We start from the raw sequence: 16,734 nt of genomic DNA on the forward strand, positions 1-16,734 counted from the left end.
TGCTTGAGGTCTGCGCTGATAAATCTTGGTAATACTGCATAACTGAAAGCACCTGAGATGCTTTGCGGAGATAAGGTATTCCAAGATCAACCAAAAGTAAGAGAAAAAGGCCAGACTAGCTGGCCTTTGACAAGTATATTAACAGTCGGTTGTAACCGCTCTAGAGTAAGCAGGATTATCCTTATCTCGAGCCTCTACATAAATCACATAACAACCTGTTGCATTGTCGGTGTTATTCCCATTGAATGCCCAGCCAGTGCCTGCTGTAGCAGTAAAACCATAAGTCTGGGTAGCGACTCCGCCAACATTAGTAACAGTAACACCTGTCATTGTTTCCCAGTCTTCACTTAAACCATTTACCGCATTAGGAAGACCAGCAACTGTTGGGTAACCAAAGTTAATAGCCACCCCTTCCACATTTTCAGGAGAAGAGCTAGTCCCAAGTGTTTCACTACCTGCAATTGCAGATTTTCCGTAGACAATACCTGTTGCGCCGTTAATCGCACCTGAAAGGCCAGCTAGTGCAGAAGCACGAGCATCATTTTGCAGGTTTAGGAAACGTGGAGCTGCAGTTACCGCCAGAATGCCCAGGATAACAATAACTACTACGAGTTCGATAAGGGTGAAGCCACCTTGTCTTTTCATTGTTTACTCTCTATATAAGTGCGCAGTCAATCTGCAAATTTAAAATATCTCCCACCACCAGTTGAGAAAGGCTCAATTAGTGATGGCAGCAAAACCGTATTGAAAGGAAGTAATGTTACGACCTGTTCTGAATCTATAAATGACCGTTCCTCAGCCATATGCGTAACAAGACAAACACAAACGGATTTGTTTTTATTACAACTATTTAACTACTTATGAGTTGGGTTCTATTATACCGACTTTTATATTCAGGTTGTAGCACTAAAGTGTCAAAAAAATCACTCTGACAAGTTTTCGACACCAATTCCTATTTAATATCGCGATAACTCTTACACATTGATGTAGCTGAAATCTTACATATCACGGATTTGTATTGTGCCATTCAAACAAACAAATTCTTCGTATCCTGACTACTGCTTCAACAATTCAGTTAGCACTTAATTACTAACCCCTGAAATTTAATTGCGACCAAAGCAGATAAAATAATTAGTGCCCGGATAGGATTTTATGTCGCATCTTAACCGCCTTTAATAAGATCCAACATTCCCCACATTGGTAAGAAGATGCCGAGAGCCAGTATTCCGACTATGGCGGCAACAAGAGAAAGCAATAACGGCTCTATTCTCGCTGTCAGCGTTTTAAGATCATAATCCACTTCCCGGTCATAGAAGTCGGCCACTTCCAGCAGTAACTCATCAATACGCCCCGTTTCTTCGCCCACTGCGATCATCTGGATCACGAGCGGCGTGAAGATCCCACTATTAATGGCCGTTGCCGAGATAGTACTGCCCGCCTCAATGGCAGATTTCATTTCCATTAACCGGTTCTCTAGAAAACGGTTCCCCAGTGATTCTGCCGCTAGCGCTAAAGACTGGTTAAGTGGCACACCGGATTTCAGCATCAGAGAAAATGTACGTGCAAAACGGGCAAGCTGAGCACGGTTAACAATGTTGCCAACGATAGGCATACGCAAACGGAATTTGTCGAACTTTTCCCGGCCTGCGGCTGTTGAGAGCCAGGATTTAAAACCGAAATAACCGCCCACCATAACCACCAGAAGAAGGGGCCAGTAGTTGACAAAAAAGTTCGATGTGCCAATCAGTATCCGTGTAGGCAACGGTAAATCAACACCAAAACGCGTAAACATCTGTGCAAACTGAGGGATCACAAAAATGTTCAGAATGAACATAGCGATAGCAACAAAAGCGATCACGAAACTTGGATAACGCATTGCCGTTTTAATTCGCTTACGGGTTTCCAGCTCCTGCTCGTAGTATACCGAAAGCTGAAGCAACGCCTGATCCAAGCGACCCGTATTCTCACCAACGTTGATCATTGAGACAAAAAGAGGACTGAAAACTTTGCTGTGTTGCTGCATTGCCGACGACAGGCTGCGACCATTACTCAGCTCTGATACCACACTTTCCAACGCTTCACCCATCTGTTTGTTTTCACAGTTCTGCTGTAATCCGCGCATCGAGCGTAACAGAGGCACACCTGCTTTAGTCAGACTGTACAACTGGCGGGAGAAAAGAATGATAACCTCAAGCGGCACCGCTGGCACAAAAAGCTTAGACAAGCTGAACTGGCTGCCCAGCGAGTCTTTTTCCAGCGTCAGTTTTAAAGGGATCACACCTTTATTCATCAATACTTCGGCAGCAGATTCTGAGTTAACCGCCTCGATTTTTCCACTGGTTGTAGAACCATCGAGAGTTCTGCCCTGATAACGAAAAGTGGCCATTCATTTACCTGTAACCAAATAACTATAAGAAAGTAACTATAACAACATAACTATATGAAAATTGGGTCCGGAGTTGCCGCAGCATCACCTTCACCAAGAGCCATAACTTCATCCAGGCTGACCGTTCCCTGCATCGCTAGCTCCATTGCCGAAGCCACCAGGGGTTTGTAGTTTTCAGAGCGGCGAGCAACTTGCGAGAAACCGACCGCATCGTTAGCACGCAGCTTATCCATCATATCCTGCTCCAGCTCCAGCATTTCAAAAACACCGATTCGGCCGCGATACCCCGTCAGGTTGCAGCTTTGACAGCCAGTGCCCTTATGGAAAGTGGCGCCAATTTGATTCGGAAAACGCACAGCTAACCACTGCTGGCGCGCTTCATCCAGTGTATCTTCTGTCTTACACTCCGGACACACTCGGCGAACCAGACGCTGCGCAACCACTGCACGTACCGCACTGGCGACCAGATAGCCCGGCGCGCCCATATCAATCATACGCAAGGCACTTTCAATCGCATCGTTAGTATGCAGAGTACTTAGTACTAAGTGACCAGTCATAGCCGCTCGCAGGCCTATCTCTGCGGTTTCCTGATCACGCATCTCACCAATCAGAATAATATCCGGGTCCTGACGTAAAAACGTTCTCAGAGCGCGCGCGAAACTCAGACCGATCTGACTGTTAATCTGAACCTGGGTAATACGTGGTAAACGATATTCGACCGGGTCTTCTGCCGTGATAATTTTCTTACTGGATTCATTAAGTTCACTCAGAGCCCCGTAAAGTGTCGTCGTTTTACCTGACCCCGTTGGTCCGGTAACCAGAATCAACCCGTGAGGACGGGAAAGCTGACGACGGAGGCGACTCAGCAAGCCTGGTGGCAATCCAGATTCTTCCAGTGGACGGATACCTGATGTCTGGTTAAGCAGACGCATTACCACTGACTCTCCGTACTGAGTCGGTAAAGTCGACATACGAATATCAACCGACTGACCACGTACCTTGATATTAAAGCGGCCATCTTGTGGTAAACGCTTTTCAGAAATATCTAACTGCGCCATCAGTTTAAGGCGTAAGACCAATGCCGATGCGACATTGACTTCATTCAGGATCGTTTCGTGTAATACACCATCAATTCGCTGGCGAAGACGCAGTACTTTAGCGTCCGGCTCAATATGTATATCTGAAGCACCAACCTGCACCGCATCTTCAAACATAGAGTTAATCAGTTTTACAACCGTTACCTCCTCACTGTCCGTTTCATCAACACCGAAGTCAAACGTCTGGACATCCTGATGCTCAGCTTGTAGCTGCTCGGCAAATGAGGCGATTTCTTTTGTACGGCGGTAGTAACGGTCAAAGCTGTCGATCAGCTGACGCTCAGCCGCAATGATAAACTCCAGGCTGTATTCGCCCAGCAAGTTCATCAGCGATTCCTGGGCAAAGAGATCCGCAGGGTCACTCATTGCCACACGTAATGTATTGCCATTGCGCGCGACTACCATCGCACGCAGACGACGGGCGTGAACTTCCGGCAGAAGTTGCACTGCGTCGGCATCTACAGGAGCACGACCAAGATCGATCAGTGGTAGCCCCAGCTGCTGTGATAAGAAGTTAAGCAGCTGTTTCTCGGTGATGATACCGAGATCAATTAAGGCATCCCCCAGTTTTTGTCCGGTACTGCGTTGCGACGTCAGAGCTTGCTGAATTTGGTCTTCAGAAACAATGCCTTCTTCAACCAACAGATCACCCAAGCGTTTTCTCAATTGAATTTTCATTGCGCATTCTCCAACTGCTTAAGAATCGTCAACCGATCACGTATAAAGGCCTGAGACTGATTCGAAATGCCTACTTTGCCCAGTGCTTTTTGGTAAGAGCTGATGGCTGCCATAAACTGCAGAGCCCTCTCTTGCTGAATCCCCAGACCTAACCACCAGCGTGCATTTTCAGGATCACGCTGGGTCAGCAGCTGATAACTCTCAAGTGCTATTTCATTCTGTTTTTGTTTTTGCGCTAAAGCAGCACGCATCGCCAGGTAATCTTTACCCGGCAACGGAGGCAGATGCACCAACGGACTGAGCGCCGCCTCAGGCTGATTGGCTTTTACCAGTAACTTTGATAAAGCCAGACGAAGCACCTGGCTGTCGGTATCTAAGTTGATGCCTTCCTGAACGATTTCATACGCTTTGCGTGTATCGCCTTTGCCAAAATACAGCGCAGCCAGCTTTTGTCTCGTGTCTGCATTCATCGGCTCATAACGCAAAGCTTCACTGTAAGCAGAAAGCGCCGTTTGCATATCATTAGCATCCATCGCTTTTTCAGCCCGCCCAAGAGCTTTAGCCGCCAATTGGCGGTGTGTTAGCTCAACGTGCTCAATACTCATAGAGCTTTCAGAAACTGGGCGCAACTTTGTACTCGATGCAGTGGCAACCTGAGCGACCAGGACAGGAGTCTCTGTAACGACTTGGGGCTGTTTTCTCGGCTGAAAATCATCCACCAGTGGCGCTGAAGCTTTCGAAGAAACTGTTTTCAAAGAGACGGTTTCCGAAGCTACTGTTTTCAAGCCTACTGTTTCTAAAGAATGCGCTTCAGTGACTTCAGCAACGGATTGTCGCCCAAACGGTTTACTGTATACCGGATGATTGATCTCAGGTGTTACCTTACTTGTTGGTGAAGAGCTTGTTGGTGAATCACTGGTTGGCAAGTAAGCAGCAGTGTCATTAGCCGTATCTTCAGCTTGTCGGATGACACTAGGCTGATACTGAGCTATTTCACCGGCAGGCACAGGTCCGCGGGATACCGATACCGCCCAGCCGCCAACCGCCAGACTCAACGAAAAGCCAGCCACCAGCCAAACCCAGGGCTTGCTGCGGGATACTTGCGGAATATCGGCTCTGGTTAACTCTGAAGGCGATGTTTTTTCTGAAATCTCAGACAGTGCTTTATTTATGGCACTCAAGGTTGACTCCATCCCCAGAATACAGGGGTTTTAAATTTTGGTTTACGTGCATCGAACGTATCGTGCATAGCCTCATAAACATGATGATTTTTCGTCGAGGCACAACCGTCATTAAACGCAGCCAGTAGCGCTTTATGACTGATTTGATTGATCAGACGCGGTATTCCTGCCGCTGAACGCCAGATTGCTTTTTTCTGCTCTAATGAGAAAGGATGAGGATCATTACCTGCCACATCCAGACGCTTGTTGATATACGCTACCCCCTCATCCAGAGAGAGCGGGCGTAACGCACAACAGAATGTAATCCGCTGACGAAACTGTCTCAGCTCATGGGTTGCCAGTCTTTCATCTAGCTCAGGCTGACCAAACAACACCAGCTGAATCAGCTTATGTTTTTCAGTTTCCAAATTACCGAATAAGCGTAATGCTTCCAGTGCTTCGGGAGAAAGTGACTGCGCCTCATCAACAATTAATACGCATCGTCGCCTGGAAGAATAAATCTGTATTAAGTGCTCATGAATAAGCGAGACGACATTCGATGTATCTTCACTTTTTATGCCCATTTCTCTGGCAACGGCAAGTTGCAGCTGTTTAGCGTTCAACACCGGATTCGGCAGATACACCAGTTCAACATACGACTCAATATGCTCAATCAGCTTGCGGCAAACCATGGTTTTTCCGGTACCGACTTCACCCGTCACCTTAACCACTCCCTCTCCCATTTTTATGGCAGCGACAATAGTCTGAATGGCTTCGTAGTGAGGCGCTAACCCCAAAAACATCTCTGTATTTGGGGTCAGGGAAAATGGTTGAACCCGGAATCCGAAGTGCGACAGGTACATAATAAAGTTACTAACTGTATAATTGAGCTACGAATTCTTTGAGAAGCTTAGCCCTTCACAACGTTTATTTTGCATCCGGGAACCACTCTTGCAGCAAGTCACGAGAGCGTTCAAGCTCTTTTTGCCACGAGTTCACACCAACAACCGTTGGTTTAAGCAGAATCACCAACTCTGTTTCGCGGTGATATTATTCACGTTACGGAACAGATGGCCAAGGGCCGGAATATCACCTAACAGTGGCACCTTAGAGACCTGTTCAGATTTCTGCTGCTTCATCAGGCCACCGATCACAACAACATCACCATCCCGGGCACGGATAACAGAATCCGACTCACGAATCGAACTTTTGGCTAATGGCAGCTGAACATCTTCGAAGTCGCCACCAAGGTTAAGCAGTTTGGTCTCTTCTTCTACTTCGATAACCGCAGGGTGAACGTGCAGGAAAACGTTGCCTTTATCATCAATCTGCGGTGTCACATCCAGTGAAATACCAGAGAAGAATGGCGTTAACTCTACCTCAGGTACCGCATTGGAGTTATCACTGCTACCTACACTGCTTGACAGCTCAGTCACAAAGTACTGATCTGTACCGACTTTAATCACAGATTTCTGATTGTTTGCAGCGGTAATTCGTGGGCTCGATAGCACATTGAGATCGCCCTGAGTCGACATAAAGCTAAGCACAGCATCGAAGTTACCATCAGAAATGGTGACATTAGTCTGACCGCCAAGTAAAGTACTGATGGCATCCAGTGCTGGCAATGAAGACCCCGGACGGTCTACGGTAATACCACCTGAACCAATAGATGCGGTTAAGTTCGACCAGTTTATGCCCTGCTGATAGCCATCACTCAGGGTCACTTCGAGGATTTTCGCTTCCAGAATCACCTGACGCTGCATACGCTCCTGTGAGGTTCCAAGAAACTCACGCACCTGACGAATATCGTCAGGGAAGGCGCGTACTGTAATAACACCGGCCTGAGGAGTAACCACCACACTTTGCCCCTTACCAGAGCCGATCAGGTGAGCCACCGCCTGTTGTAACATTGGCCAGAAGTCGCTTTCCGTCACCGTTTCAATCCTGGTACCACCTGTTGGTGCGGTTGAGGAGTTACTGCTGTCAGAGCTAGAAGAGTCAGAGCTGTCAGAGCTCCCTCCAGAGTTGGATGTTCCTGCAGAAGTAACCGAACCAGTGCTGATACTCGTCAGTGAGCGTCCCGTACGTTTAAACTGGAGGTAATCAACAGGGATAGTAACCGTGCGCAAGCCCGCAGGATAAACCTGAATAACCTTTCCTGACTTAACCACATCATAGCCGTACATGTTTTGCACAACGTTAAGGACTTCATCTAAGGTTACGTCGGTTAAGTTCACAGTAATATTGCCAGTAACCGCTGGATGGATCGCTGCGCTGTATTCGGTTCCTTTAACCAGTGAAGCAAAAAAGCTTCTTGCTGCTACCTCATTAGCCTGGATGCGGAAGCGTTTGGATGTCGCCTGTACCGAGGACAAACTCGTGTCCAGGTTAGGCATCAAGTCTGCCTCAACAGAAGAGGGTATCTCTTCCAGAGCACGGCTATTGGCTTGATTGATTGATTCATTGAGAGCTTGCTTCACTTCAACAGGATCTCGATGTCCCATTGAACATCCCATTAAAGAAGCGGTAATTATTCCTACTACTAGTTTGCGCATATTTGATCAGGCTCTGACTATTATTTTTTTACGTTTAAACCAAAAAGCTCGAGTTTCCACTGACGGTTGCCACGCTTTAAAGTTACAAATTCACTCGTGATACTGACTACTCTGTATCCCCTGAACAGCTGCCCCTGCTCCACTATCTGATTGTTCATGATGGCAGTACACTGGCTGTTTGTCTGACACATAATGCTGTTTAGCGTCGGTAGTCGGTACTGTTTTGCAGCTGGCTTAGCATTGGATGCCACTACGGGTTTCTTCCAGTCTAACGGAGCCGTCGGATCCTGATTCGCCCATGCTGGAGAAGCGATTACCGCTAAGGCTATTGAGATAATGAATGACTTAACCACCGATAAACGCCTCTCTAGAACCTAATGTATATACTTCCACTACTAAGGTTGCTTTGGGATATTCATCCACTTTATAGCTGAAGCTGCGCCAGTAATAAGTAGCGGGCAAATTTTCCAGCTTGTTCAGATAATGAGATATTGAAAAGTAATCACCGCTCAGCTCCATACGCACAGGATGAACGTAGTAGCCTGAATATTGTGACGCGTTATCATCGTTGGCAATCGGCTCTGAAGGCAGAGTTTGCAAGGAAACCAAATGAATTCCAGTCTCGTGCGCTAACACTTTTTCCAGCAGCTCTGCCATTTGAGAAGGAGTGATAAGATGCTCAACGATCTCAGACAGATGCTCAGACAGACGTTGGCTTTCTGCTAAAAGAATCTCCAACTCACGCGTAACTTCAGCATTAGGATCCTTTTTCAGCTGCGCTTGTATACGCAAAGCATCACTTTCCGTTTTTTGATTAGCTAACTTCAACTGATTCAACTGATTTTTGGAGCTGTTGACCTGCTTAAGAGTAGGTTCAAGGACAAGGACGAATAACAGCATCCCAACCGCCACTAGGCCACACAGTGCGACCAGTGCTTTTTCTCTTGTACTCATTTCGCCAAAGCGATTTTCCATTGAAAGCCAGTACTCGTTCATTTCTTTTCACCCTCAAGCGCTTTCAATTCAAACGTCACTATGCCTTTATCGTCACGGCCAATGGTGACGTCATCAAAGGTACGGCCAACGAGACTGATCTCATTTTTAAACTTGTTAACCCAACCTGGTACCGAACTTGGCGACTTAGCCAGCCCTTTTAGATTCAAGGTGTTGTTGCTTATATTAATTTCAGATAACGAGATTTCGTTGCTGCTCAACTTAGCGAGAGACTGCATCACGCCGGAATAACCAACGCGCTGCGACTGATCGAATTTTCCGACCGCTTTTAACGAGTCACGTTTTGCAATGATTTCACGCTCCAGGCGAGCCTTTGCTGCCAGTTTATTAGCGTCGGGTTGATGCTTGCTTAATTGCACCTGATAGTGCTGCAGCTCAGACTTTAAGATACTGCCCTTGCTCTTCTCAATCGCAATTTCATCTTTTATTCCGCTATTTTGCCAGGTCACATAACCGTATGAAGATAAGATCATCGCGGCTAAAACTCCCCAGGAAATCACCACATTTTTTAACGTCAGCAGCTCTTTTTTTGGCTTTAAATGGTCTGGGTATAAGTTGATACGCAGAGCGTTCGATGCGATGGCGATATCTGCAAGTACGTTCCCGGAGAGCTCATGCTCTTCAGGCAACAGTGGTGAAACTTTAGTGCTGAGTCGGAAATTAAGAGATTGAACTAATTCATTCTCATCTTCTTCATCACAGCACACTTTCAACTGATGCAGCTGCACATTGCGCAGTTGTGATGACAGATAATCAATTGAGCGCTGCAATTCTAATGACAAACTGTCCATCTGCATTTCACTGGTCGGCACCCCGGTGAGCGGAGGCGTCACACTGCGAATTGAGCGATGGAAGGCAATAGTACGCTCCACAAAAGCGCTGATACGGAAGTGACCTTTAACGCTTCTCTGCAGCAAGATAAAATTACCAAGCTCACCCGCAGTATGTCCCCAGACACAGTCTTCAGGAATCACCGCGTCCAGTGGCAAATGAACTCGATTGGCAAGCTGCACAATATTGTCTAACACTTTTCTAGGCAAGACATAAGACTGCACTTTGTTTGAGTTAGACAGCTCCACTGCATCGGCAACAATGTCAACTGCACGCTCTGAGATCAGCTCTTTCAACAAAAATGGTAGCGCAGCCGGCCACTCGTGACGTGGCATAGCAGGTTTGTCTATTTGATACATCTGGTAGTAATTGTGAGATAACACTACCTTTAGTGAGTCATAAGAACCGGCAGCAACACTGAGTGCCTGCTCAGCTGCTTTCTCCCAGTTTGATTCAGAGACCTCAAAACGGGACGGTCGGCCCTTCTTCGCTGAAGTTGATAAATATACTGCGTCTGGCTGAATTACCAAAAAGCAAGTGCGCCCACCACCTGATGTTCGCTTAAACTTGTCTAATACTGCTTTAAAATCCATGATTATTATCTTTATTTTTACGCCAGCGATTTCGTTTCCCCGGCTTAACTTGGGGCTCTGTTCGACTACCTTGCATGGTTTGTGGACGAGGAAGATATTGACGCTCTGCAGAGAAGTAACGCCCCTGACCACCATAAATACCCAATTCTATTAACGTGCTTAACTCATTGCGGTTCTCAATGCCGACAGCGATAGTCTGGGTTTTACTGTTTACAGCTGCACCCAACATACTACGAATAAAAAGTTGGTTCTCGTGCCGCTGATCGATTTTTGTCACCAAGCTGCGATGAAGCTTAAGATATTGAATATCTGTCTCTTTTAAATAGTGACTACTGACTATCGTTCGCCCGGCCTGACCTATCATCAGTCGGCAACCCAAACCGGCAAGCATTTTAGCGACTGGTCGCATAAAGTCTAAGTGTCTTACAAATTGAGCTTCCACAAACTCAAAAATGAGACACATTCTTTGCTCCTGGGTTAACTGCAACAGTTCATCCCGAAACCATTTGAAATGCTCTCGATTAGAAAACGGCGTCACATGAAGGTTTAGAGCGTAACACAAGCTGCTATCAGAATTTTCCCTATAATGCCTTAAGAATTTATTGATAACTGCCCGATCCATTTGCGCCTCATATCCAACCTGTCTAACAGCTGATATAAACCTGGACGCCTTAACTATCCCGTTTTCAGGATCCAGAATCCGGCATGTCAGGGCCTGATAGAGTACTTTTTGGTCCGAGTTATCAGCCACTTCTCGCACAGTCTGTGTATACAGAAGCACGTTATCAGTGGTTAAGGCTGAATCGAATAGCGTACGCCATCTTACGCTACCTCTGACCTCTTCATCATGGCTCCATTTTTTAAAGCGGCTCCAGTTGTTACTGCCTTGCAACTGGGCACTACGCAACGCGGTTTCCGCTTCATCAATGATCTGACTATGCCGTTCACCCTGCTTATACATCGTAATGCCAATATGGCACCAGTTATCAGGTTCTAAAGGCTCAGGGGGAGTGAGTTTTTCCATCTGACGGATACACTGCGAAGCTAAATTAGCCACACCTTTTGTATCCTGGTTGGGTAAGAAGAGCGCAAAGTCAGCATCATAATAACGGGAAAAAACAACGTCAGGATAGCGCTGAACCAGATTGGAGAGCAGGCTGCCCACTTCAACAATAAAGTCGTCGGAGAGCTGCTTATCTTGCTCTTCCTCCACCAGCTTCCAGTCATGGATTCGTACCAGCAACACAGCACCACGTGATCCGCTTTCCAGTAACGCTGATTCCAGCTTGCTGTCAAACAGTACCCGATTTGCAGTTCCGGTTAATTTATCCAGAAATGTCTGAGTCCGGATAAAGGTATCAAATCGGCTTCGCTCCTTGCGTGCGTCCTGTAGCTCTTCTATCAGGACATCAAGAGCTTCACTTGCAGTGTAGGGCCATTCAGATTCATCGCCCTTGGCATATTGCTCAACGCGGCCAGCCAGTATCATTCTGCCCCGCTCTTCAAGCATTTCCGAACCAGCCAGCTGCTCCCTGAGCCATGCCAGACCTCGCATCAGACAAAATATGATCAGAATGACGGCCAGTGTAATAGACCACAGTGCCTGGATTGAGTAGCCAAAGCCCATGTAGGGGGGAATCGCCTTAAAATGGATAACGTAGCCCTGATTGTGAGTAAGCGGATACTCTTTTTCGAACAGGACAGACTCTTCCATTTTATGGGAAGTATCTTTAAAACGGTATACGACCGCATTATTGGTCGTTAATGTCATTTCAACAATGTTACTGGCCTGGAGCATCTTCGGCATCCAGCGCTGCATAGAGTAAGCCGCATCAGGATCTTCCATCTCCTTATCGACCACCTCAACGATCCCGTCCAGATAATGAGTAAGGTACTCTTGGCCAAGCCGTTTAAAAGAGAGAGTAGCACCGACAAACAAGATAAACATTGCGCATATGACGATCATGGTGACAAATGCCACCAGCCGGGTGCTGAGTTTAAGAGTTGGGGTATACCTCATGAATGCCAAATTCCTTTTCTATTCACTATATACCTTATTGAAGTATTTATACTTGAACGGTGATTATGCCTCAATCTGATTAATCAGATTGTGATAGGGGTGAATATATCATTAATACATTCATCAATTTAGTAGTGATATCGGCCAACAATGAAAAAGCTAGATATCTTTCTGACAAAAGAAAACAATAAAAAAGGCCGCTATTAGCGGCCTTTAGTGTATTTTTCAACATTTTTAAATTTGTCTTTCGATTGGGTAGAACACGTGCGCCCTAATAGGGTTAGCCGTTGTCCCCCCACCGAACCGTACATGCACATTTCTATGCATACGGCTCTCCATTAGACTTTAGCAAAGTTGCGATAGTCAGGTAGCTTCCCGCGATGTAAATCTATATGGCAGTCCTTGCATAGTACTAAAGTCTTTCTCCTTCGGGAGATCATTAGTCGTTTCCAAGGTTCTGCATCACCCTTGATATCTTTTAGTTTACGCACATGGTGAACTTCCAAATATCCAGATTGAGTACCACAATATTCACATTTTCTTGCTGCCATTCTATCAAGCAGTTCAGTTCGAGACGTATACTTAAATGTATTAGGTAACGGATCAATGAAATCTGCCATCGACACACTTCTGTTTTTTAGCTGGAAAATTTCCAGCTCGTAGATTTTATTATTTCGATGCTCACGATGAACGTATCTTCCATCAGGTTGCCTCAATCGCTTAGCAATCTTAGTCCTTGATGTCTGATGCTTGTTTGCCAGCGTTTTGAATAGACTATTCATCCAGATCCAATGTAATTTATTGAGATACAGAACTGGCGACAAATTGTAGTAGTTTGCATAACCGCGCATTTCGGCATTGTATTGACTGATTATCTCGTAATCAGACAAAAATGTCATAACGGGCTTGCTTCTACTCTTATCATTGTGCGAATCGTATTCCCCATAGCCACGTAGAGCACAAAATTTTTGAATTTTCTCTCTCGGTACACCAAGGTGAATGTGTTCAGTAATTGTACGCTTTACAGCGTGAGTTTTACTGCCATCCGAGTTGTGTCCCACAACACATTTAACTCGTTTGTTTTCCCTACGACATTTAACTTCATATCCGAGAAATACAAAACCTTGTTTCGGATCTACTATGCTTGACTTTTCTTTAGAGACTTCAAGTTTCAGCTCTGATTCCACAAATTCAGTGACTTCTTTCATCACTTCTTTCGCTTCATTTTTTGAACCAATAATCCCTATCAGAAAATCGTCAGCATAACGAACGTAACGCATCCGTTTAAAAGCAGGATCATCCATCAATACACTGGACGTGTTTGCCAGCTTCTTTTCTAGATCAATTGCTTCTAGTTTCCACTTTTCAAGCTTTTGCTCGTCAGCATGAAGACCAGTTGCACCATATCCTTGCCTTATCCACTTTATACGATTTGCTCGATTCTGTAGAGCTTTCTTGTACTCTGGGTTTGGTTTTCTTCTATCCCCTTTGCTAAACTCTTTAATCTTCATTTTCATGAATTCGTCAAGTTCGTGGAGGAACACGTTGGCGAGTATCGGTGAAATAATTCCACCCTGTGGAGTTCCACTGTGGGTGCCAAAGTAACGCCAATCTTCCATATAGCCAGCTTTCAAGAACTTTTTAACCAGTGCTAGAAAAGCTTTATCGTCTATTCTTTTACTTAAGAATTTGAGCAATAGATTATGGTCGATGTTGTCGAAGTAACCTTTTATGTCTACATCACATACCCACTTAGTTCCCTTCCAACTGTTACGAATTTCAGTTAGTACTGTGTGACAGGAACGATTTCTACGAAAACCATAGCTCCAGTCACTGAAGATAGGTTCATAGATCTCTTCAAGGATCATTCTCATGACTTCTTGAATTAACTTGTCGTCACCGCTGGGTATTCCAAGAGGTCGTTTCTTACCGTTTGGCTTCCTTGCATCCTTGGGTATGTAAGTGCGTCTACAAGGTTTAGGGCGGTAGTCCGACGATTTGATTAGGCTGACTAGATTTAGAACCCTATCATTACCCATTCCATCGAGCGTATTATCATTAACTCCTTTCGTCATGGCACCACGATTAGAGTAAATGTTGGCATAAGCCGTTGCCCATAAGTCGAGGTTATTACACATTAATTTGTGCAGTTTCTTGACCTTATGACCCTGTATACTTGCTTTGTTAATACCACTTAGAGCTTTGAGTGTTCTTGCTGATAGCACTGACTATCGAACCTCGCTTCTATTAGTATTGTGTCTAACTGCCTCCCTTCCCCCTTACATCTATGCTTTCACGATAAATTGCTTTATCACTTATACTTAGGTTTCAGATTGGATTTAAACCAATTGCCACTTCATTACAAAGCTACGTTGGGTACTATGGAGACTCTGTCATCATATTGGTTGTTTAGTTCAAACCAACTTAGATGATCCCGTATTTCTCTGTAGTCAAGATACGTCCTACTTAGGTTCCACTTACGTCCAATTACCACTCTCACCGAGCAGGTGCCAAAGTTGTTGGATATGACAACCTTCTAAACATAATTGTCATAAACTTTGGTAAGACTCCTGAACTATCGTGAGTCAAAGATATCCCGAAACCCACTATGAACTGTGATTCAACCAATCAGGTTTAACCTTATAGGACTTGCAATGACTGGCGCAAAGTAGATAGTTTCCCCGCCACCAGCCTTTTACCTAACATGCTGCACTCCCCTTCCTTTTTCAAGGTTCAAGCTTATTACTAAGCAAGGATAAGTCAGGCTTGCAATAGGCTTTCCAACAGCCTATACTTGTGATTATAAATAACCGTAAGCACTTGATTTACAAAGCAAAACGGCGCACTCAGAACGGAATGTCGTCGTCGAAATCCATTGGTGGTTCATTATACTGTTGCTGCGGTTGCTGCTGCGGAGCCTGTTGTTGTGGCTGTTGTTGCTTAGGCGCATTGTATGGCTGCTGTGCAGGTTGCTGAGGCTGACCCCAACCACCTTGCTGCTGCGGTTGACCACCTGAAGCTGGAGCACCACCCTGAGAGCGTCCGCCCAGCATTTGCATTACACCATTAAAGCCTTGGACGACAACCTCTGTCGTGTACTGATCCTGACCTTGCTGGTTTTGCCATTTACGTGTCTGAAGTTGCCCTTCAATGTAAACCTGAGAACCTTTACGAAGGTATTCACCAGCTACTTCAGCTAGCTTGCCAAACAGCACAACACGGTGCCATTCTGTTTTTTCGCGCTGTTCGCCAGTCGCTTTATCACGCCATGATTCAGAAGTGGCAATAGTAATGTTTGCTACTGCACCGCCGTTAGGCATATAACGAATTTCAGGGTCATTACCTAGATTCCCCACCAAAATAACTTTGTTAACTCCACGGCTGGCCATGATGTGCTCCGTTTCACTCTGGATATATAAAATTTTAGCGCATTAGAATAGCACGCTTTAATGATTTGATTAAAGTCTAATACCATTGTGTTCTATCTAGCCGTTTTCCAGAACCAAAATAACTATTCGATCATCTATGTAACATTTTTGATTCGTGTTGCAGCCTCACCAGTGTCAACCTTTGAATCTCGACGCATTTATTCATCAAACATGTAGCTCTAATGCCTCTTTGATGCCAATTTATTGCCTTAACTGAACACTGGGAGATTTGAGCTTGTGAGAAAGTCAGCCTACGCCAGAAAGCTATTTCTGATCAGCATGGAAGATAACGCCGCCCAAAAAGTAACAGCACTGGAAAAATACATCGAGATTAGTATTCCCGTGATCTCAACGGATGCACTAATGGAGGCACAGCCGGAACATCGCAATAAAATCCTGCTCATTGATTTCAGTGAACATAAAGCTCTTGTTCAATCGATTAAAAACTTGCCTTTAGTCTGGAAGAATTTTGAGACGATTATATTTAACGTTCCGAAGCGCCTTACTACAGATGAACTGCTCTGTTTCGGCCAACTAAAAGGGGTGTTTTATGCCGAAGATTCGCTCGAACAAGTAGGAGAAGGGCTAAGAGGTATTATTAATGGACAAAACTGGTTGCCACGCAATGTCTCCAGCCAGCTATTGCACTATTACCGCAATGTCATCAACACTCATACAGCGCCCGCGACCGTAGATCTGACCATCCGGGAATTGCAGGTCCTACGTTGTCTTCAGGACGGAGCCTCGAACAGCCAAATGGCGGAAGAGTTATTTGTCAGCGAATTTACAATCAAGTCACACCTGTATCAAATATTTAAAAAGCTTTCGGTGAAAAACCGTGTCCAAGCCATTGCGTGGGCAGATCAGAACCTGATGTCCTGATTTCTATGAAAACACACGCAGCTCAAATGACCTTATTTGGGCTGCTCATTCTTTTTCCGCTCCCAAAATCACACTTTTTCCTACTTTAAT

General features: G+C 45.4%; 12 protein-coding genes and 1 pseudogene. 1 reads left to right on the forward strand and 12 read right to left on the reverse strand.

What is annotated here, in order from left to right; genetic code table 11:
- Positions 1–138: 138 nt before the first annotated feature.
- The 12 genes and pseudogenes from KHN79_RS12230 to KHN79_RS12285 all read right to left on the reverse strand — a co-directional run bounded on the left by KHN79_RS12230 (position 139) and on the right by KHN79_RS12285 (position 15,723).
- Positions 139–645 carry a prepilin-type N-terminal cleavage/methylation domain-containing protein gene (locus tag KHN79_RS12230; RefSeq protein ID WP_182010944.1) on the reverse strand — a complete coding sequence of 169 codons (507 nt, stop codon included), beginning with the start codon at positions 643–645 and terminating at the stop codon, positions 139–141.
- 517 nt (positions 646–1,162) lie between these two features.
- Positions 1,163–2,386: a type II secretion system F family protein gene (locus KHN79_RS12235; RefSeq protein ID WP_182010942.1), complete on the reverse strand. Its 1,224-nt coding sequence runs from the start codon at positions 2,384–2,386 to the stop codon at positions 1,163–1,165.
- Positions 2,387–2,436: 50 nt separating this feature from the next.
- Positions 2,437–4,161, reverse strand: a complete 1,725-nt coding sequence (locus KHN79_RS12240; RefSeq protein WP_182010940.1) for a GspE/PulE family protein — start codon at positions 4,159–4,161, stop codon at positions 2,437–2,439.
- Complete coding sequence (locus tag KHN79_RS12245; RefSeq protein ID WP_244812570.1) at positions 4,158–5,342, reverse strand: tetratricopeptide repeat protein; 1,185 nt, start codon at positions 5,340–5,342, stop codon at positions 4,158–4,160. The genes KHN79_RS12240 and KHN79_RS12245 overlap by 4 nt, the downstream gene beginning before the upstream one ends.
- The gene (locus tag KHN79_RS12250) at positions 5,339–6,184 is read right to left on the reverse strand and encodes an AAA family ATPase (RefSeq protein WP_211907248.1); all 846 of its coding nucleotides are present in this window, start codon (positions 6,182–6,184) and stop codon (positions 5,339–5,341) included. The genes KHN79_RS12245 and KHN79_RS12250 overlap by 4 nt, the downstream gene beginning before the upstream one ends.
- A gap of 64 nt (positions 6,185–6,248) precedes the next feature.
- Positions 6,249–7,876, reverse strand: a pseudogene (gene mshL / locus KHN79_RS12255) (pilus (MSHA type) biogenesis protein MshL).
- A 20-nt stretch (positions 7,877–7,896) separates the two neighbouring features.
- Positions 7,897–8,229, reverse strand: a complete 333-nt coding sequence (locus KHN79_RS12260; RefSeq protein WP_182010933.1) for an MSHA biogenesis protein MshK — start codon at positions 8,227–8,229, stop codon at positions 7,897–7,899.
- Positions 8,222–8,872 carry a type II secretion system protein GspM gene (gspM, locus tag KHN79_RS12265; RefSeq protein ID WP_182010931.1) on the reverse strand — a complete coding sequence of 217 codons (651 nt, stop codon included), beginning with the start codon at positions 8,870–8,872 and terminating at the stop codon, positions 8,222–8,224. The genes KHN79_RS12260 and gspM overlap by 8 nt, the downstream gene beginning before the upstream one ends.
- A complete protein-coding gene (locus KHN79_RS12270; RefSeq protein ID WP_182010929.1) occupies positions 8,869–10,314 on the reverse strand; it encodes an MSHA biogenesis protein MshI in 1,446 nt (481 codons plus the stop codon). The genes gspM and KHN79_RS12270 overlap by 4 nt, the downstream gene beginning before the upstream one ends.
- On the reverse strand, positions 10,304–12,334 hold the full coding sequence (gene csrD / locus KHN79_RS12275) for an RNase E specificity factor CsrD (protein ID WP_182010927.1): 2,031 nt from the start codon (positions 12,332–12,334) through the stop codon (positions 10,304–10,306). Before csrD ends, KHN79_RS12270 begins: the two co-directional genes overlap by 11 nt.
- 338 nt (positions 12,335–12,672) lie before the next feature.
- Entirely contained in the window at positions 12,673–14,559 is a 1,887-nt protein-coding gene (locus tag KHN79_RS12280; protein ID WP_182010925.1) for a reverse transcriptase domain-containing protein, read from the reverse strand.
- Between the two features lie 621 nt (positions 14,560–15,180).
- Positions 15,181–15,723: a single-stranded DNA-binding protein gene (locus KHN79_RS12285; RefSeq protein WP_182010923.1), complete on the reverse strand. Its 543-nt coding sequence runs from the start codon at positions 15,721–15,723 to the stop codon at positions 15,181–15,183.
- A gap of 276 nt (positions 15,724–15,999) precedes the next feature.
- Here KHN79_RS12285 and KHN79_RS12290 point away from each other — a divergent pair, with 276 nt between their 5' ends.
- Positions 16,000–16,644 carry a LuxR C-terminal-related transcriptional regulator gene (locus tag KHN79_RS12290; RefSeq protein WP_182010921.1) on the forward strand — a complete coding sequence of 215 codons (645 nt, stop codon included), beginning with the start codon at positions 16,000–16,002 and terminating at the stop codon, positions 16,642–16,644.
- Positions 16,645–16,734: the final 90 nt, after the last annotated feature.

Source organism: Vibrio sp. B1FLJ16, assembly GCF_905175385.1.
Taxonomy (GTDB): domain Bacteria; phylum Pseudomonadota; class Gammaproteobacteria; order Enterobacterales; family Vibrionaceae; genus Vibrio.

Bases quoted from the DNA above. Each gene is read 5' to 3' on its own strand.
- csrD (WP_182010927.1), bottom strand. From the start codon at position 12,334: ATGAGGTATACCCCAACTCTTAAACTCAGCACCCGGCTGGTGGCATTT.
- KHN79_RS12270 (WP_182010929.1), bottom strand. From the start codon at position 10,314: ATGGATTTTAAAGCAGTATTAGACAAGTTTAAGCGAACATCAGGTGGT.
- KHN79_RS12250 (WP_211907248.1), bottom strand. From the start codon at position 6,184: ATGTACCTGTCGCACTTCGGATTCCGGGTTCAACCATTTTCCCTGACC.
- KHN79_RS12235 (WP_182010942.1), bottom strand. From the start codon at position 2,386: ATGGCCACTTTTCGTTATCAGGGCAGAACTCTCGATGGTTCTACAACC.
- gspM (WP_182010931.1), bottom strand. From the start codon at position 8,872: ATGAACGAGTACTGGCTTTCAATGGAAAATCGCTTTGGCGAAATGAGT.
- KHN79_RS12285 (WP_182010923.1), bottom strand. From the start codon at position 15,723: ATGGCCAGCCGTGGAGTTAACAAAGTTATTTTGGTGGGGAATCTAGGT.
- KHN79_RS12240 (WP_182010940.1), bottom strand. From the start codon at position 4,161: ATGAAAATTCAATTGAGAAAACGCTTGGGTGATCTGTTGGTTGAAGAA.
- KHN79_RS12230 (WP_182010944.1), bottom strand. From the start codon at position 645: ATGAAAAGACAAGGTGGCTTCACCCTTATCGAACTCGTAGTAGTTATT.